Here is a 17,640-nt window from a genome sequence, read left to right on the forward strand (position 1 = left end):
CATGAGTATTTGGCGACTATGCGACGTCAACTACTTTGGCCGCTTGGCGACAATTAAAATGGCCGGTTGGGTGGGGTAGTTGTCGTCAGTCCGACGACCCAGCTTTTCCTCCTTGTAATTGTCGTTGATAAGCACGCTTACGGTAGCTCTCCCCGCTCAGCTCCATCAGCGTGGCGTGGTGCACCAACCGGTCGATGGCGGCCACGGCCATCATGCTGTCGGGGAAGATACTGTCCCAGGCGCTGAACGGCTGGTTGGCGGTGATGATCAGGCTGGCCGACTCGTAGCGATGGGCGATCAGCTCGAACAGCACTGACGTCTCGGCCTCGCTGCGTTGGACGTAGCCGATATCGTCGATCACCAGCACGGCGTACTTGTCGAGCTTGATCAGGGCGTCGCTCAGGCGCAGTGCCTGCTTGGCAGCCTGGAGCTCCTGGACCAGGCTTGAGGCGGTGGCGTAGCGCACCCGGTAACCCTGGTCGACCAGCGTATGCCCGAGCCCGGCCGCCACGTGGCTCTTGCCGACGCCGGAGGGCCCAAACAGCAGCAGGTTGTGAGCCTGGTCGACCCACTGCGTGTCGCCGGCCAAGGCGCTCAGTTGCTGGCGCTGCTCGGCCGCGATGGCGTCGAACTCGAAGGACTCCAGCGTCTTGCCCACCGGCAGCCGGGCCTCCTTGAGGTGCCGGGCCAGCCGGCGTCGCTCACGCTCGGCCAGCTCGTGCTCGCATAGGGCGGCCAGTGTTTGTGGCAGGCTCCAGTTTTCGGCTCGGGCGCGGGTTTCCAGCTGGGGCCAGCAGGCGGCCATGGTGGGCAGGCGGAGCTGTCGCAGTAGCAGCGGCAGCGTCTGGGCATCAGGCATGGCAGCACACCTCTGTGGTCGGCACGCTGGGCACCAGATGGTTGTAGCTGGCGATGTCATGCTGAGTCACCTGGGGGAAAACCAGCGTGGCGCTCGGCGTGGCGGCGAAGCGGGCCTGGAGCTCGGCCAGCGTCGGGCTCTTCCCGCGCGCCAGGGCGCCCAGCCAGTAACTGGCGATCGCCTCGGCCTGGTCCTGCTCGGCGGCCAACGCCAGAGCGCCAACGATGCGCTTGCAGGCCTCGGCGACCGGCAAGGCGGCGGTCAGCCGGGCGTACAGCTCGCGCCACTCCGCACTCGGCAACAGGTCGTCGCGGAACGTCAGCCCCGCCAGCGCCCGGGGCTTGCGGACCAGCCAGCCGATCACATGGCGGTAATCGATGACCCGCAACCGGCCGCTTTCCGGCGTGGCATGCAGCCGCCTCAGCGTCAGCAATGCTTGCTGTGCGTGATGCAGCACCAAGCGATCATCGTAAAGGTGCACCCGCAGGTTCTCGCCGATCAGCCGGGACGGCACCGAGTAGAGCACCTTGCGCACCTGGATGGTGCTGGAGGTAGTGACGCGCACCGTCACCTCGCTGTAGTCGGTACCGGGCCGGCTGGGCAGTGGCTGCAGCGCGCCACGCTCGACGGTGATCCGGGCCGCGTTGCGGCGGTTGATCGCGGTGGTCACCTCATCGAGGAAGGCCTGGTAGTCATCGAGGCTAGCGAAGTCCTGGGAGCCGCGCAGCGTCAGGCGCTGTTGCAGGCGCCGCTTGAAGTGGCCATGTGGCGACTCGATGCTGGCGTTTTCATGGCCGCGCCCTGGGTTATTACGGGTGGCCGTCATGCCGTAGTGAGCGCACAGGGCAGCATAACGCTCGGTGAGGTCGGCTTCCGCCTCCCGGCCGAGGTTGCGGAAGGCCGCCGACAAGCTGTCGGTGCGGTGCTCCGCGGGGACACCGCCAAGCCGCTCCAGCGCACGGGTCAGGCCTTCAGCCAGCGCCGGGTAGCTCTCGCCACCGAGCACCACCCGGACATAACACCAGCCGCTGTAGGCCAGGCGGAAGTGGTAGAGCCGGTGATCAAGCAGCTCCCCTGCCACGGTAATGACAATCCCCTTGAGCTCGGTGAAGTCGGAGAGGCCGCGCAGCCCGGGGCCATGGGTTTGCGGGAACATTACCTCTTTCTCCGGGCCGTGCGCGGCTCGCCAGCCCTTGACCCGGCGCTGCAGGGTTCGCAGCAGGCTGTCCGGGTACTGGCCGGGGTGCTGCTCCTGCAACCACTCCAGCAGGGTCAGTGCCTGCAAGCCCGGGGCGGCGGCCAGCTGGGGGACGAGCGTGGTCTCCCACACATCGGCGAAGGGGTCGGGCCGGGTTCGCCAGTGCCGTGATGCCGGCGGCTCGGAGGACTCGGCCCGGCGTTCGAGGCGGCGAGCGGTTCTGACGGAGAGGCCGGCCTTGGCGGCGGCGACCTCCTGGGTCTGGCCTTGTTGACGTTGCGACATATAGAGCGTGACCTGTTGGCTGGTGACCGCCATACCGGCTCCCTGGTGGGTCGGGACAAGCGGTCAAGCTTAGGGCAACCGGTCACAGTAGTTGTCGTCGGCCGGCCAGAGTAATTGTCGCTCTATAGGCGACTATCGATCGGGCCAGAGTCTTCGGTCAACCATGTCTTGCTTTCACGGCGATCGCCCGGCATGGGATTGAGATCGAATGCCGGAGCGAGACGCCAACCACGACGCCGAGCGTCATAAAGCAGCCCTGTATTACGCAGATGGTCATCCGTGTTGCAAATGAGGAAATTGAAAACCAGACGTCGCCACAGCTCGTGAATGTCGGCGATAGGGTCGGAACCGGACTGCAATAATATGTCCACGAGCTCGGTATAGGCGTGATCGTCGTCGCGTCCGCTCGTCTGCAGCATGGTAGCGGCCGACACGTACGGGATGCGTCCTCCACCGGTACGGTCGAATCGGCGAATCACCGCCACGGCCGTGCCCTGGATGAGCTCCACACGCGCCGACGCGGCACGAATGCCTGCCCGAATCGCCAGGTTCATAGCCAGCACCTCCCCCCGAATCACGTCACGTTGGTCCGTCTGACTCGGGAACTTGCCTAGAGCCAGCCAGCCATCGGTATCCAGGACCGTCGACTTCGGACGCGCGCCGCCCAACGACGTTCCCTGCCCGAGGAGATATTGCAGATCTTGCGCACTCTCCACACCCTCTTCCAGCGCCCGAGCGGCATGAAGAACCTTGTCCAGCTCCACCAGCGGAGGAACATGACGATGAGCGCCCTCAGTGTGCAGATAGATACCGCGCTGAGGATCGAAGAGGCGCAAGGCCCCGACACGTGCTTCATCATCGACCCAGGTGAGAAAATCGACCGGCGCCAACGGCGGGACGTCACGCCCCTGCTGACGCGACTTGGCGTGCGCGCGGCGGATAACCCGCTCCCCCCAGGAATCCGGCGCCGTGTCTTCCAACGCCCGGAAAAACACGCCCTGTGGATATTGGACTCCGGGAACCGGCTGCAGGTCTGGTGATACCGTAAAGAACCGCGGGTCCTGCAACCAGCGTTCGTCGTAGCGGAAGGCGCTGCGCTTTCCGCTGCCCAGGTACAGGCGTCCGATAAGTTTGCCATCCGTACCGAGATGGATGTCGAGATCCTGGCGTTGTGCTTTCCTGGTCGCCATCAAAAGCCCTCGAGCTCATCGCCACCAGTGGCACCGCCTTCTCTCCCCGACTCCTCCGATGGCCTTGCCTTCTGTTTTTTCCCACCGGCTGCCCGTACCCGTTGGGGCAACTGTTCCTGCGCCAGTTCCAGGCCTAATGTGTCTTGTTCCAGCGCCATGACCCTGACCACATCCTCGAGGCGACCAAGCACATGCAGGGCGCGCAGGAACGTGTGCAATGCGGTCCCAGGGTAACCATCTTCCATGCGTCGGACCGTACTGAGTGATGTCCCCATACGCTGCGCCAGGTCTTCCTGCGTCAATCGACGCATGCGGCGAGCCGTTGATAGATCATGGCCGAGATTACTCAGGGCACGCGCCACGGGAGGCGGCATTGCAACCTGGCTGCCAGAGCGATTGGAACCTGAAGACACCATACCCAAACCATCCAAATATGAACTATAGATTCTTTTTAAGATTCAAATTTGACCACCTCAACAGAAGCAAATCAAGCGCAACGCTATACCAATATGCCATATTTGAACATTTATTGGATTTTTTACCTCAAATATAGATGATTACGAATAATCCCAAGCATTGCAGCTGGCGCGACGACATTGAAAGCTTTGGCAGCCTGCCGGCTGGCCACTTGCCGCCTACGCCAAGGGACCCCCTGATTATGGAACGTATTCGCTCAGCCGCCGTCGTGAAAATCCGAATCGTCTCAGCTCATGACGACCATCACCACCAGCACGACCGTCAGCAGTAGCAGGTAGACCCCGGCATGAACGCGATCGGGAATGCGCCCGATCCCCAGCGATGCCAGGCGGATGCCGAACCACGACCCCACCGCCAGTGCCAGCAAGGCGCGCAGATCCACATACCCCGCATACCAGGCGCCCAGAGGGGTATCGCCGGCCGACAGCAACACATAGGTCGCGGTGCCACTGATCGCCATGGGCAGCGACAACGGATTGGCCATCGCCGTCGCCGCCGTCATACTGGCGCCTCTGCGACGCATCAGCGGCACGGTCATCACGCTCCCGCCCACGCCCAGAAGGGCGGCGACCATGCCGATGAAGATGCCTGTCATCACCGTCGTCAGACGGCCCATGGGACGAACCTCCCCACTCGCCTGGTGCAGAAAACCGGGCCGCAGGATGGCGTCCGCAATCGTGATCGCCAGATAGCCGATGAACATCCAGCGCACCCACTCTCCACTCACCGACACCGCCGCGGCCGCCCCGAGCACGGCACCGATGGCGATATAACCCACCAGCGGACGCACCAGGCGCCATTGCACGGTTCGCCGCCGATGGTGACGCCATGTCGACAGGGAGGCAGCGAAGATCATCAGCGCGGTCGAAGTGGCGACCGCGATATGCATGGCCGCCTGCCCGGTCGCGCTATCCAGCCCGTGCACGGCAATCAACAAGGTAACCATCAAGGGAACGACGACGAAGCCGCCACCGAAACCGAACAGCACGGTCGTCACACCGGCCAGCCCGCCGCAGAGAAGCAATAGGCCATACATCGGAACGCTCCTGATTGAACTCAACGACAGGAACGATATTCCGATGAGGGGTGGCCGACATTCGTCGCCTGGCCAATAATCGTTGTATTTCGGCCACGCTGACGACAATGCTCAATATCCCTCTGGCGGACGTGGATCGCGTAGCCCGGCCCATCGTAGCCATCGGCACCGACTACAGTCCCGGCACCCTTCTCGACTTTCATACCCATCGCCGCGCCCAGTTTCTCTACGGCATGACAGGCTTGATGGAAGTGGATACCGATGACGGCACCTGGATGGTGCCGCCTTATAGTGGCGTCTGGTTGCCGGCGGGCAAGCGCCACAGGGTGCGGATGAACGGCGTCAGTACCCGTAGCCTGTATATCGAGCCCCACGCGGCTCCGCGCCCCTCCCCCGGTTGCGAAGTGCTGGTCGTGTCGCCGCTGCTGCATCAGCTGCTGCTGGCCTCCGCCAACATGCCCGCGCTCTATGATGAGAACGGTCGCGATGGTGCCCTCGCCCAACTTCTGCTGCACGAGCTCCAACTGGCGCCGTCGCTGCCGCTGTTTGCGCCTTTGCCGCACGATCCCGAACTGGCCAGCCTGTGCCGAAACTTTCTCGGCCAGCCGAGTATCCGTAGCTTGCCCGAGGAGTGGGCGCGGCAACTGCACCGCAGCCAGCGAACCTTCAATCGCCTGTTCCGTCAGCAGACCGGCATGTCCTTCGGCGTATGGCGCCAGCAGGCCTGCCTGATGGCAGCCCTCCCCAGACTGCTAGCCGGTAGCTCCGTTACCCGTACCGCGCTGGAACTCGGCTACGACAGCCCCGGCGCCTTCTCCAGCATGTTTCGCAAGGTGCTCGGCCAACCCCCGACCGCCTTTGTCCGCGCGGCTACTCGTCAGGGAGAGGAACTGCCCAACCATGGTTCGCAGACTGAAGCGTAGCCGCGCCACCAGGCTCACAACGTGCTAAGGACGCCTAGGCTAGCGGCCCTCAGTGCACTGACTCAACACTTCGATAATGGCGCGCGCAGGTCCCAGGAGACGGGTACACAGATAATTCTGTTAAATTAACCATTCACAGATAAATGATCTCCTTATTGTTTAATTAATAGAGCAAAAATCTTAATTAACAGCACATAGCCGATCTTATGGGAAGCGCTGATAAACTTCCATGCATGACGGCTCTGCCTCTCGGCGGAGTTTTCCGTATCCATCGGCAGGGAGACTTCCATGGCCCGCAATATTATCGTTCTGGGTGCCGGCATGGTCGGCGTATCCGTGGCCTGGCACTTGGTGCGTCGCGGTCATGACGTCACGCTGGTGGACCGCCGCGAGCCGGGGCTCGAGACCTCCTTCGGCAATGCCGGCATCATCCAGCGTGAGGCAGTGCGCCCCTACGCCTTTCCGCGCGATATCGGCACCCTGCTGCGGGTGCTGCCCAACCGCGAGGTGGACATCCGTTATCGCCCCATCGGCATGATGAGTGCGGCGGGCCCGCTATTGGACTACTGGCTGAACTCGAGCGGTGAGCGCTACGCGCGCATCGTGCGCGAGTGGGCGTCGCTGATCATGCGCTGCCAGGAGGCCCACGCCCCGATGATCGAGGCCGCCGGTGCCGAAGCGATGGTGCGCAAGGGCGGCTGGCTGGAGCTTTACCGCACCCGCAAGGAGTTCGAGGAACGCCAGCAAGTGGCCCAGGAGAATCACGAGCGCTTCGGGGTCGAGTATGAAATGCTAGACGCCGAGGCGCTCTACGCCAAGGAGCCGCATCTGGGCAAGGGGCTGATCGGGGCGATCCACTGGACGCAGCCCTGGATGGTCTCGGACCCCGGCGGCCTGGTGCAAGCCTACGCACGCAGTTTTGCCGAACAGGGCGGCCAGGTGAAGCAGGCCAGCGTCGAGGACGTGCTGCAGGTGGAGGGCGGCTGGCAAGTCAAGACCAGCGAGGGGGATCTGGAGGCGGAGGAAATCGTAGTGGCCATGGGTCCCTGGACCGGTGAACTGCTAACGAGGCTGGGCATGAAAGTGCCGCTGTTCGTGAAACGCGGCTACCACATGCACTACTCCGCCGAAAACGAGGCCAAGCTCAACCACTGGGTGATGGACACGGAGAAGGGATTCCTGCTCGAGCCGATGCGCGCCGGGATTCGCCTGACCACCGGCGCCGAGCTGGCCGATCTGAACTCGCCGCCCCAGTACAAGCAGCTGGCCGCCGCCGAGAAGGTGGCACGCAAGCTGTTCCCGCTGGGCAAGCGTCGCGACAGCCAGCCCTGGAAAGGCGCCCGCCCCTGCCTGCCCGACATGAAACCGGTGATCGGCCCGGCCCCCGACAAGGCAGGACTATGGCTCGCCTTCGGCCACGGCCATCAGGGCTTTACCCTGGGCCCGGCCACCGGCGAACTGCTCGCTCAGATGATGGATGGCGAAGCGCCCGCAGTGGATATGACCCCGTTCCGCGTCGACCGCTTCTGAATGTGAAGTTACTAAGAAAGCGGGCGCCACAAGGGCGCCCGTTGCATACTGTTGTTAGCCCGCTATGTCGTATGGCGCTGCTGCTTCCCTCGCCACCACGGTGTCGTAAAGCCCGTAATTCGCCAGTCCCGAGTGGCTCTCTATGCCGGTGTAGTGGAGCGAGGCATCTTCATAGCGGCGGAAAGCGAACACGGCCTGGTTCATTTGTTCGGTGTTAAAAACCCTGAGCCTCACGAGCATGTGAAAGTCCTGCACCGTCAGGCCGGTCACGGCGAGAAACAGATCCGGTTCGAGTCGGGTGATAACATCCTGGAGCGTATTCTCACGGAAATCGGTCAGGTACATGAACGCGGGGATCCGCGTCGCGAACTTGATCAGCTTCTCCTGCACCTGCTTGCGTTTGGACTTGTACTCCCTCTCCTCGGCGCTGAGTTCCTTCTTCTCCTTTGCCGACAAACTCTCTTCTTTGGCCTTCTTCTTGAGCTCCTTGACCTTCTCGCTCTTGTTGATGATGGTCTCTATGATGTGATCGCCCAGCGCTCGCCAACCTTCGATGCGCTCCACGGCGGCCATCGCTTCGGCGTTATCCATAATGCGCCGCAGTGTGTCGTTATCCACGTTCACCAGCAGCGCACTCTCCCACTTGCGGGCGAGCAGCGTAGCCGAGGTGCCCGCCATGGCAATATCGAGAATGCCACCGGCATCGATCTGCGTCATGTTCGCGCCGTCGTAGGCCAACACCGGCAGGAACGACACTAGGTCCTTCACTGCGTTCTCCGGGTTCGGCTCGTTGGGCGACAGTCCGATGGCGTACTCGGAGAGTTGGCGCAGCGCGCGCGTTGGCGCGAAGTCGAACACGAAGCACGCTGGCTTGAGGATCTCTTCCTGGTTCGGGTCGTCGCCGTTGGGGTTCTTGATGGACCACGGCGACTGCACGCGGAATGCGGCCTGGAAGTAGGACTCAGGCGACTTCAGGTTGCGCAGCATCAGGATGGACGACCACTGCGGCACGGTAACGCCAGTGGTGAGCTTACCGCAGGAGAGCGTGATAGTACTGGTATCAAAGCCGCTGCCGATCGCCTGGCGCACCGGCGGTAGCGCGTCGAGACCGATACCCGCCGAAGCGCCGGCGGCCACAACGACGTTATAGACGTGCCAAAACACATTGTGCTTTTCGGCCAACAGATTGGCCATCGCGTGGCAGGCGGCCACGTTGGGCAAGAACCAGAACGAATGTTGGAGATAGGGCAACAAACGCACATCCGAATACGGGAAAGGCGGACGCGTGCCGGTTTTCAGGTAGTCAGACGCCTTTGGCAGGTACTGGCCGCGGATGATGTCGAGCCACTTCTGCACGTCGCTTTGGTGCTTGAATCGCGCCTCCCTGCCGATCCCGGACGCCTCGAAGAACGCATTGAGGTCGAACTCGTCGAACTCCCCGGCGCTGGCGATCCCCAGCAGCTCATCTGGCATCTGATAGGTCAAGAGCCGCATCTGGGGCAAGGCGCCATAAGGATTCCACTCGTCAGGATGGTTTACAGAAAACGCTTCCTTAGCCCGCTGCTCGTCGGTGTAGGTCCAGTTGAAGATCTGCTCCTCGATGAACTCGCCCGAGGCCAGTGCCCGAAACGGCGTACCGGAAAGGTAGAGATAGGCGTCGGTGGTGATCGGCAAAAAATCGGTCTCGGCTTCGGCAAGCTCCTCAAATTCCCGCTCGAAGTCTTCAATACTGACACTCTTGGCGGTCCGACCGGAAAGGGTCGTACCATACTCCGCCTTAATCTCCCCCTTGACGTCTTCCTCGCCCTCGAAAAGCTCCTTCGCATTATCGCGCCAGGCGCCAAAGTGGTATTCGTCGAAAACAACCAGGTCCCAGTTGATCGTGTGAATCCATTCGTTTCTGGCCTTGATGTTCCCCACCGTGTCGCGGCCGAGCAGGTCCTGGAAGGAGCCGAAATAGACGAGCGGTTGATTGGCCGGGACTTGCGTTGGATCGCCACCCGAGTTGCGTGAAATATACTGCCAGCCATCGAAGTCCACGTGGCTTTCGAGATCCGTCTGCCAGGCATCCTCGACGGCAGGTTTGAACGTCACGATGAGCACACGCTTCGCGCCGAGTTTCTTCGCGAGCTGGTAGGTGGCGAAGGTCTTGCCGAAGCGCATCTTTGCGTTCCAGAGGAAGCGCGGAACGGTCTGCTTTTGTTCCTTCCAGACGGACTGGAAGTAATCGTAGGCCTTGTTGACCGCTTCAACCTGCTCGTCGCGCATGGTGAAGGTCTGGTGGTGCGTACCGGTGAAACGCTGGCCAGAGCGTAGCTCGGCCAGTACCGTCTGCACATCCGCGACCGAGCAGCGCACCCATTCGCCGGTGGTACTCTCGAACCCCTTCCTCACCAACGCGGCACGGACTTCGAAATCAGAGAATCTACTACCATTATCTCGCTCGGCGGGCTCGTCGAGCTCGATTCGGTAGTTTTGGATGGCGGCGGTCTTGAGCTGCTCGGCGACACGACGCTTCACGTCGCGCGTGGTCTGGCCCACCTTGAGAAGGAATTCGTGTGCCTCGTCGGCGATGGAGTAGGCGTAGATGCGCGGGCGGACTTGCGGCTTAGGGGCGAGGATTTCATCGATGGTTTTATTCATCGTCACTGTTCTTAGAAGTTTCTTGGTCGGACAATTCTCTATCGTGCTCCGCGACTTGAGATTCGATGAAGTCAATCTCGTCCGTGGTCAGCCCGTAGCGCTTGTAAAGCTTTGCATCCGACCATGTTTGGTTCAGCGGTAGGTCAGGTATGAAAGCATAGACATTTCTCGGTGCGTCTTGGGTGGACTTGCGGAGCGAAACAAGGAAGCGAGCGAAACGAGTACGCAGATAAGCAGCGTAACTCAATGCTTCCTCCTTACTATTGAAATGCCCTGCGACCAGGTAAGTTTCGGTACATGCCGTCCCGGGCTCTGCAATGATGGGCTTGCTAAGAAACTTGGTTTCGATCGCGGCGCTCGTACCCTGAACGCGCGTCATTAAAACTTTCCATTCGTCAATCCACGAGGCATTCGTCGGAATGCTGCTACGCTCGACCCAGCCAACCTTCTGGTTTTCGAAAAGCTTGACTGGTCTTTGCAGGCCAGTTTTGGACGACTTTCCCTTGAAATTCGTGGCCAGACCGAAAGGCTTACGGCTTGACACGCGAGCATCGAGCGTAGGTTCGCCTTTGGCTCTAACTTTTTCCAAGATCGGTACGGCTTCATTGCGCCGTACCAGAATGTCGTAGGCATCGAGATGCCGTGCCACCGCTGGCCCTGTTGGTTGGCCGTCCCAAATCGTCTGTACCTCACACGGGCCGCTGTGCTCCCGGTCCCACAGGAAGTATGAAATCCCTCCGCGAATCTTCACTCCTGGAAAGCCCTCGTAGAGCTTTGGGTAATCCACGATATGCCGCATCCGCTTGTCGGAGAGCATGTGTTCTCTGAACTTATCTAGTCCTTTGCCGCCAGCCATCCATCGTGACGGCGTAACGAACACAGCGTACTGCGGGTCAAGATCGAAGGCCTTCTCCACAAACATGTGATAAATCGGTGCGGCACTCGTCCCGTAGCCGCCGTCACTCAACTGATACGGCGGGTTGCCAATAATCACGTCGAACTGCATATCGCCCCCAAACAGCTCGGCCATTCGAGCCTTGATGTCGTCGGTGTGAATGAAAGCGTAGGCATGGGACTCCAGCCCTTCGCCACGGTCGAGCATCGTTTTGCTGGCGCCACAGAATCGGCACCGCTCACCCTCCCAGGTGTGTTCCATCCGTTCAAACCAGATGTTGCCAGCATCGCACGTAAAACTCTTGCCGATTGAATGGGGGCCATTGGCGTGCTTCGAACAATACACGCTGCGGCGCGCCAGCAGGCTCGTGAGCTGCGTGATGCCGATGCCGAACACCTGCTTGGTCAAGATATGATCGACGCGGGCTTCGAGACCCGGAATCTTGTCCGCCAGCCCCTTGGTGAGGCGGCTGGTGATCTCGCGCAGGAACACGCCCGACTTCGTACAAGGATCGAGAAACTTTACCGTCTCGTCCGCCCACAGGTTCGCGCCGCCGTGGTCTGCCGCCCATGCCTCTTCCAGAGTGTCTAGCATCCGGTTGGCGAACTCCGGAGGCGTGAAAACCTCATCGTTCGAGAGATTGGCGATGCAAGTCAGCACATCTGGATTGCGTCCGCGCAGCGTGAAGGCAGCCTGCCCGCTCATAACGGCGTCCCCTCTTGTGCACCGGCAAGCCCAGTGGCGGCCAGCTCGCTTATTGCCATGGGTGGCCAGGCCTTTATCGGCTGGAAGATCTCTTGTTTGCCGAGGTGGGCGAAGAGCGAATCCTCTGCACTAAACAGTGACGATGTAGCGAGGACGTCGAGAAGAAAATCACGCCGCTGGAATTTTCCCTTTCCCAGATAGCCCCATTCGGCAAAGGTGATCGGTCGGTCGTAGTGGGTGCGCATCTTCAACGCATCACCTTGGATAAGGTTCTGCGACAGCACATAGGAGGCTGCACGATAGAAATCGTCCGAGGCGTCCACACCAAGGTACTCCGCGAGGACCACCAGTAGATTCGCACGGCACTCGGCGATATTGTCCGGCAGCAGCTCGATGCCATAGAGGCACATCAGCGCGAGTAGCGCGTAGTGACGTCTTTCAAAACCAGACTTGCCGTACTTGAGCTCCACCGCGGCGAGCTTGCGCCGCAGAATCTGCACGAGGAAATTGCCGCTTCCACAGGCCGGCTCCAGGAATCGGGAGTCAATACGCTCCGTCTCGCCCTTCACAAGGTCGAGCATGGCTTCCACCATCCACGGCGGAGTGAACACCTCCCCGTGATCGGCTACGCGCTGTTTGGATTTAGTATAATTCATAGGCTTATCCGCTTCGTGCGGTATACCCTCTCGATCATTGCGGGCTAACGGTGTTCTGATTCTTAATGTGGATGACTACAATAACGGCACCAGACGGGGCACGTCTGGCCACGCTCGATGTATTATTCAAAAGACAAGGCAAGCCTTTCCATATAATCAGGAAAGGCTTCTAAAGACCTGCTAGTCCCTCACTCCCACTCGATCGTCGCGGGCGGCTTGCTGCTGACATCGTAGGTCACGCGGGAGACGCCGCTGATCTCGTTGATGATGCGGTTGGAGACTTTCTCCAGCAGCTCATACGGCAGGTGCGCCCATCTTGCGGTCATGAAGTCGATGGTTTCGACGGCGCGCAGGGCGATGACCCATTCGTAGCGGCGGCCGTCGCCGACGACGCCAACGGATTTCACCGGGAGGAACACAGCGAATGCCTGGCTGGTCTTGTGGTACCAGTCGGCGTTGTGCAGTTCCTCGATGAATATGGCGTCGGCTTCGCGCAGGATGTCGGCGTATTCTTTCTTCACCTCACCCAGGATACGCACGCCGAGGCCCGGCCCGGGGAACGGGTGGCGGTAGACCATGTCGTACGGCAGGCCGAGTTCGAGGCCGAGCTTGCGCACTTCATCCTTGAACAGTTCACGCAGCGGTTCGACCAGCTTGAGCTTCATGGTCTCGGGCAGGCCGCCGACGTTGTGGTGCGACTTGATCACGTGGGCCTTGCCGGTCTTGCTGGCGGCGGATTCGATCACGTCCGGGTAGATGGTGCCCTGGGCGAGGAATTCGACACCGTCGATCTTGGCGGCTTCACGGTCGAATACATCGATGAATGTGTTGCCGATGATCTTGCGCTTGGCTTCGGGGTCGTTCTCCCCTTTCAGCTTGCCCAAGAACTCGTCTTCCGCATCGACGCGGATCACCTTGACGCCCATGTGCTGGCCGAAGGTTTCCATCACCTGGTCGCCTTCCTGCTTGCGCAGCAGGCCGTTGTCGACGAATACGCAGGTCAACTGCGTGCCGATCGCCTTGTGCAGCAGCGCCGCGACCACGGAAGAATCCACGCCACCGGAGAGGCCGAGCAGCACGTGACGGTCGCCGACCTGTTCGCGGACGCGCTCGGTCAGGTCTTCGATGATCTGCGCCGGGGTCCAGAGTTTTTCCGCCTTGCAGATATCCAGCACGAAACGCTCGAGAATGCGTTGCCCCTGCAGGGTATGGGTCACTTCCGGGTGGAACTGCACGCCGTAGAAACGCTTTTCCGGCCAGGTCATGGCGGCGATCGGGCAGCTCGGCGTGGAGGCGGTAACGGTGAATTCCGCCGGTGCGCGAGCGACCTTGTCGCCGTGGCTCATCCACACGTCCAGCAAGGCGCCGCCGTCATGGTCGACATGATCCTTGATGCCGCCGAGCAGGTCGTCTTCCGCGGAAACGCTGATCTGGGCGTAGCCGAATTCGCGCTTGTTGGAGCCTTCGGTCGCGCCGCCGAGCTGTTCGGCCATGGTCTGCATGCCGTAGCAGATGCCGAAGATCGGCAGGCCCATCTCGAACACGCACGCAGGCGCGCGCGGCGAGCCCAGCTCGGAGACCGATTCCGGCCCACCGGAGAGGATGATGCCGTTGGGGTTGTATTCGCGGATCTCTTCTTCGGTGATATCGAAGGCGCGGATCTCGGAGAACACGCCGATCTCGCGCACGCGGCGCGCGATCAGCTGCGTGTACTGGGAGCCGAAGTCGAGGATCAGGATCTTGTGCGAATGGATGTCGGTCATCGGATGAGCCCTGGAAGTGAACCTAAAACAAGCAGCGGCGCTGTTAGGCGCCGCTGATGAAGCCGGAAATGGCTGGAAACTGTTTCGATGATCGAGCCCATGCAAGATGGACTCGACCATGAAAAGAAACCTTTCGAGCGATGCTCAGGGGAGGCGAACGGCGGCGAGATAGCGGAGTTTACGTGTTGGTAAATGAGCATATCGAGCCGCCGTTCAACAAAGCCTGAGCGAGCGCAGATGGTTTCCTGAATCACGAACGATCAGGCGCCGCGGTAGTTTGGCGCTTCTTTCGTGATCTGCACGTCATGCACGTGGGATTCCGTGATGCCGGCACCGGTGATCTTGACGAACTCCGGCAGCGTGCGCATCTCTTCGATGTTGTGGCAGCCGGTGTAGCCCATGGAGGCACGCAGGCCGCCCATCATCTGATGGACGATGGCGCTCATCTGGCCCTTGTAGGGCACGCGGCCTTCGATGCCTTCCGGCACCAGCTTTTCGACGCCTTCGTCCTTGCTCTGGAAGTAGCGATCCGAGGAGCCCTGGGTCTGGGACATCGCGCCCATGGAGCCCATGCCGCGATAGGCCTTGTAGGTCCGGCCCTGGAACAGTTCGACTTCGCCCGGCGCTTCTTCGGTGCCGGCGAGCATGCTGCCGAGCATGACGGTGCTGGCGCCGGCGACGATCGCCTTGGCGATATCCCCGGAGTAACGCACGCCGCCATCGGCGATCAGCGGGATGTCGAACGGCTTGAGCGCTTCGGCGACGTTGGCGACGGCGGTGATCTGCAAAACGCCGACGCCGGTGACGACGCGGGTGGTACAGATGGAGCCGGGGCCGATGCCGACCTTGACCGCGTCAGCGCCGGCTTCGGCCAGCGCCACGGCAGCTTCGCCGGTGGCGATGTTGCCGCCGATCACCTGCAGCTCCGGGTAGTGCTCCTTCACCCAGCGCACGCGGTCGATGACGCCCTTGGAGTGGCCGTGGGCGGTATCGACGACCAGCACGTCGACACCGGCTTCGACCAGCGCGGCGATGCGGTCCGGGGTTTCCGGGCCGGTGCCGACGGCGGCGCCGACCAGCAGGCGGCCATCGGCGTCTTTCGCGGCCATCGGGTAGGTACGGGCTTTTTCGATGTCACGCACGGTGACCAGGCCGCGCAGGTGGAAGTCCTTGTCGACGACCAGGATCTTCTCGATGCGGTTTTCCTGCAGCTTGGACTTGATCACGTCCAGCGGGGTGCCTTCGAGCACGGTGACCAGCTTGTCGCGCGGGGTCATGATCGCTTCGACGCTGTCGCTGTGATCCGGCTGGAAACGCATGTCACGCCCGGTGACGATACCGACCAGGGTCTCGCCTTCGACCACCGGGAAGCCGGAATAACCGTATTCCTTGGCCATCTCCAGCAGGTCCTGCAGCTTGGCGTTGGGACCGACGGTGACCGGGTCCTTGACGATAACGCTTTCGTGCTTCTTGACCTTGCGGACCTCGGCGGCCTGCTGGTTGATCGACATGCTCTTGTGGATGATGCCGATGCCGCCTTCCTGGGCCATGGCAATCGCCAGACGCGCTTCGGTCACGGTATCCATGGCCGAAGAGAGCAGCGGAATGTTCAGGGTCAGGTTGCGGGTCAGGCGGGATTTGAGGTCGACGTCTCTGGGCAGGACATCCGAGTAGCGGGGTACGAGTAATACGTCATCGAACGTAAGAGCTTCTTGCGCTATACGTAGCATGGTCGGAAACCCAATTTGGCAGGTGGTGGGGAGCCTGTGACAGCCTGCGGCACCGCGATGGTCCTTGAAGGTGAATGCCCTGGGACAAGCCCCTGGGGACCGTTCTTGCAGTGTGGACTCGGCAATGAACCGGGAGCCGCGAAAAGTTAATCGCGCATTATAGTCGCTTGGCCGACGCTGCTCAATGGCAGTCGCGGGTCGTGTCGTGTCGTCGAGTCGGGGCGATGCCGGGCGGCTTCGTGTTAGTCTGGCCGCCATTCGTCATTCACACGTTCTCTTTCCGGATCACGCCATGTCCGCGTTCACGACAACGCCGTCGCCGCAGGCGATCTCCGTCAGCGATCTCAACCGCCAGGCCCGCCAGATGCTGGAGCGAGGCTTCGGCGACTGCTGGGTCGAGGGGGAGATTTCCGGGCTGGCGCGGCCCGCTTCCGGCCACATCTACTTCACGCTGAAGGATGCCAGGGCGCAGCTCAGGTGCGCGTTCTTCCGCAACCGGGCGAGCCTTTCCCGCACGCCGTTGAAGGATGGCGACCGGATCAAGGTGCGCGGGCGGGTGTCGATCTTCGAGCCGCGGGGCGATTACCAGTTGATCGTCGATGCCGTGCAGCCCAGCGGCGAAGGCGAGCTGATGGCGGCTTACGAGCGGCTCAAACGACAGCTGAGCGCCGAGGGCGTATTCGCCAACGCCCGGCCGCTGCCCTACCCGCCCCGGCATCTGGCACTGATCACCTCCCCTACCGGCGCGGCGATTCGCGATGTGCTGGCGGTGCTGCGGGCGCGCTGGCCGATGGTTCGCGTCAGCGTATTTCCGTCGCCGGTGCAGGGCCGGGAGGCGCCGCCAGCGCTGATCCGGGCGCTGGCCCTGATTAATCGTCAGGTGAGAACCAATCGTCAGGCGCGACGGGAAGACGCAAGCGACCCTTTCGATGCGATTCTGATCACCCGCGGTGGCGGCAGCCTGGAAGACCTGTGGGCGTTCAACGACGAGCATCTGGCACGGGCGATCTTCCATTCGAAGTTGCCGGTGATGGCCGCCATCGGCCACGAGGTCGACGTGACCCTGGCCGAGTTCGCCGCCGACGTGCGCGCCCCGACGCCCTCCGCCGCCGCCGAACGACTGGTGCCGGATCGCCGCGATCTCGAGGCGACGCTGAATCAGCAGCGGAGAAGGCTTCATCAGGCCTGGCGCGGGCGCTTCAACGCCGAGTCCCAGCGGCTCGATCATCTGCGCGCGCGGCTGCGCCATCCCGGCGAACGCCTCGCCCAGCAGCGTCAGCATCTGGCGGGGCTGGATCGCCGGCTGCAACTGGCGATGCGCCAGCGCCTGCAACGCGATCACCAGCGGCTGGATGCCGCCACTCGGCGCTTCACGCTGCATGACCCGAGCCGGACGCTGCGCCAGGCTCGCGAACGGGTCGAACAGCTCCGGCAGCGGCTGGAAGCCGGCCAGCGGCGGAAACTGCAGCAGGAGCGCCAGAACCTGCAGGGAATCGCCCGCGAGCTCAATGCGGTCAGCCCGCTGGCCGTGCTGGGCCGGGGCTATTCGATCCTGCAGGACGACAGCGGCCAGGTTGTCCGCGCCGCCAGCCAGACCCAGCCCGGCCAGACGCTGACGGCCCGTCTCGGCGAAGGCCGCCTGAAACTGGAAGTGAAGCGACGGCTGAAGCGCTGAGGCAGACCAGAAGCAGAAAATTACCGCTCGGTAAGAAATCGGCGTTCAACCGCCATTTTTCGCGAAAAATTACCG

General features: G+C 61.9%; 13 protein-coding genes. 3 read left to right on the forward strand and 10 right to left on the reverse strand.

The window, feature by feature from the left end:
* Positions 1-85 precede the first annotated feature (85 nt).
* The 5 genes from istB to R5R73_RS14935 form a co-directional block, all read right to left on the reverse strand.
* Positions 86-859, reverse strand: a complete 774-nt coding sequence (istB, locus tag R5R73_RS14915) for an IS21-like element helper ATPase IstB (protein WP_322527534.1) — start codon at positions 857-859, stop codon at positions 86-88.
* Positions 852-2,375, reverse strand: coding sequence for an IS21 family transposase (gene istA, locus R5R73_RS14920; protein WP_416221188.1), 1,524 nt, complete (start codon positions 2,373-2,375; stop codon positions 852-854). Before istA ends, istB begins: the two co-directional genes overlap by 8 nt.
* An 89-nt stretch (positions 2,376-2,464) precedes the next feature.
* Positions 2,465-3,532 (reverse strand): type II toxin-antitoxin system HipA family toxin, encoded by a 1,068-nt coding sequence (locus R5R73_RS14925; RefSeq protein WP_322527927.1) that lies wholly within the window; start codon positions 3,530-3,532, stop codon positions 2,465-2,467.
* A complete protein-coding gene (locus R5R73_RS14930; RefSeq protein ID WP_322527928.1) occupies positions 3,532-3,948 on the reverse strand; it encodes a helix-turn-helix domain-containing protein in 417 nt (138 codons plus the stop codon). The genes R5R73_RS14925 and R5R73_RS14930 overlap by 1 nt, the downstream gene beginning before the upstream one ends.
* Before the next feature lie 287 nt (positions 3,949-4,235).
* A complete protein-coding gene (locus tag R5R73_RS14935) occupies positions 4,236-5,045 on the reverse strand; it encodes a sulfite exporter TauE/SafE family protein (RefSeq protein WP_322527929.1) in 810 nt (269 codons plus the stop codon).
* Positions 5,046-5,152: 107 nt separating this feature from the next.
* Between R5R73_RS14935 and R5R73_RS14940 the strand changes: the two genes are divergently transcribed.
* Together R5R73_RS14940 and R5R73_RS14945 are read left to right on the forward strand one after the other, a co-directional pair.
* The gene (locus R5R73_RS14940) at positions 5,153-5,968 is read left to right on the forward strand and encodes a helix-turn-helix transcriptional regulator (protein ID WP_322527930.1); all 816 of its coding nucleotides are present in this window, start codon (positions 5,153-5,155) and stop codon (positions 5,966-5,968) included.
* Positions 5,969-6,256: 288 nt separating this feature from the next.
* On the forward strand, positions 6,257-7,498 hold the full coding sequence (locus R5R73_RS14945; RefSeq protein WP_322527931.1) for an FAD-dependent oxidoreductase: 1,242 nt from the start codon (positions 6,257-6,259) through the stop codon (positions 7,496-7,498).
* A gap of 54 nt (positions 7,499-7,552) precedes the next feature.
* Here R5R73_RS14945 and R5R73_RS14950 read toward each other — a convergent pair whose 3' ends face one another.
* The 5 genes from R5R73_RS14950 to guaB all read right to left on the reverse strand — a co-directional run bounded on the left by R5R73_RS14950 (position 7,553) and on the right by guaB (position 15,890).
* Positions 7,553-10,141: a DEAD/DEAH box helicase family protein gene (locus R5R73_RS14950; protein ID WP_322527932.1), complete on the reverse strand. Its 2,589-nt coding sequence runs from the start codon at positions 10,139-10,141 to the stop codon at positions 7,553-7,555.
* Positions 10,134-11,741, reverse strand: a complete 1,608-nt coding sequence (locus R5R73_RS14955) for an Eco57I restriction-modification methylase domain-containing protein (RefSeq protein WP_303855230.1) — start codon at positions 11,739-11,741, stop codon at positions 10,134-10,136. Before R5R73_RS14955 ends, R5R73_RS14950 begins: the two co-directional genes overlap by 8 nt.
* Positions 11,738-12,397: a DNA methyltransferase gene (locus tag R5R73_RS14960; RefSeq protein ID WP_303855228.1), complete on the reverse strand. Its 660-nt coding sequence runs from the start codon at positions 12,395-12,397 to the stop codon at positions 11,738-11,740. The genes R5R73_RS14955 and R5R73_RS14960 overlap by 4 nt, the downstream gene beginning before the upstream one ends.
* A gap of 188 nt (positions 12,398-12,585) precedes the next feature.
* Positions 12,586-14,160, reverse strand: a complete 1,575-nt coding sequence (gene guaA, locus R5R73_RS14965; protein WP_322527933.1) for a glutamine-hydrolyzing GMP synthase — start codon at positions 14,158-14,160, stop codon at positions 12,586-12,588.
* Positions 14,161-14,420: 260 nt separating this feature from the next.
* Complete coding sequence (guaB, locus tag R5R73_RS14970) at positions 14,421-15,890, reverse strand: IMP dehydrogenase (protein ID WP_322527934.1); 1,470 nt, start codon at positions 15,888-15,890, stop codon at positions 14,421-14,423.
* A gap of 292 nt (positions 15,891-16,182) precedes the next feature.
* Between guaB and xseA the strand changes: the two genes are divergently transcribed.
* On the forward strand, positions 16,183-17,565 hold the full coding sequence (xseA, locus tag R5R73_RS14975; protein WP_322527935.1) for an exodeoxyribonuclease VII large subunit: 1,383 nt from the start codon (positions 16,183-16,185) through the stop codon (positions 17,563-17,565).
* Positions 17,566-17,640: the final 75 nt, after the last annotated feature.

This window comes from Salinicola sp. LHM (genome assembly GCF_034479735.1).
GTDB classification, from domain to species: domain Bacteria; phylum Pseudomonadota; class Gammaproteobacteria; order Pseudomonadales; family Halomonadaceae; genus Salinicola; species Salinicola salarius.

Coding starts and splice junctions, on each gene's coding strand:
- R5R73_RS14930 (WP_322527928.1), bottom strand. CDS start 3,948: ATGGTGTCTTCAGGTTCCAATCGCTCTGGCAGCCAGGTTGCAATGCCG.
- istA (WP_416221188.1), bottom strand. CDS start 2,375: ATGGCGGTCACCAGCCAACAGGTCACGCTCTATATGTCGCAACGTCAA.
- guaA (WP_322527933.1), bottom strand. CDS start 14,160: ATGACCGACATCCATTCGCACAAGATCCTGATCCTCGACTTCGGCTCC.
- R5R73_RS14935 (WP_322527929.1), bottom strand. CDS start 5,045: ATGTATGGCCTATTGCTTCTCTGCGGCGGGCTGGCCGGTGTGACGACC.
- istB (WP_322527534.1), bottom strand. CDS start 859: ATGCCTGATGCCCAGACGCTGCCGCTGCTACTGCGACAGCTCCGCCTG.
- R5R73_RS14925 (WP_322527927.1), bottom strand. CDS start 3,532: ATGGCGACCAGGAAAGCACAACGCCAGGATCTCGACATCCATCTCGGT.
- xseA (WP_322527935.1), top strand. CDS start 16,183: ATGTCCGCGTTCACGACAACGCCGTCGCCGCAGGCGATCTCCGTCAGC.
- R5R73_RS14940 (WP_322527930.1), top strand. CDS start 5,153: ATGCTCAATATCCCTCTGGCGGACGTGGATCGCGTAGCCCGGCCCATC.
- guaB (WP_322527934.1), bottom strand. CDS start 15,890: ATGCTACGTATAGCGCAAGAAGCTCTTACGTTCGATGACGTATTACTC.
- R5R73_RS14945 (WP_322527931.1), top strand. CDS start 6,257: ATGGCCCGCAATATTATCGTTCTGGGTGCCGGCATGGTCGGCGTATCC.
- R5R73_RS14955 (WP_303855230.1), bottom strand. CDS start 11,741: ATGAGCGGGCAGGCTGCCTTCACGCTGCGCGGACGCAATCCAGATGTG.
- R5R73_RS14950 (WP_322527932.1), bottom strand. CDS start 10,141: ATGAATAAAACCATCGATGAAATCCTCGCCCCTAAGCCGCAAGTCCGC.
- R5R73_RS14960 (WP_303855228.1), bottom strand. CDS start 12,397: ATGAATTATACTAAATCCAAACAGCGCGTAGCCGATCACGGGGAGGTG.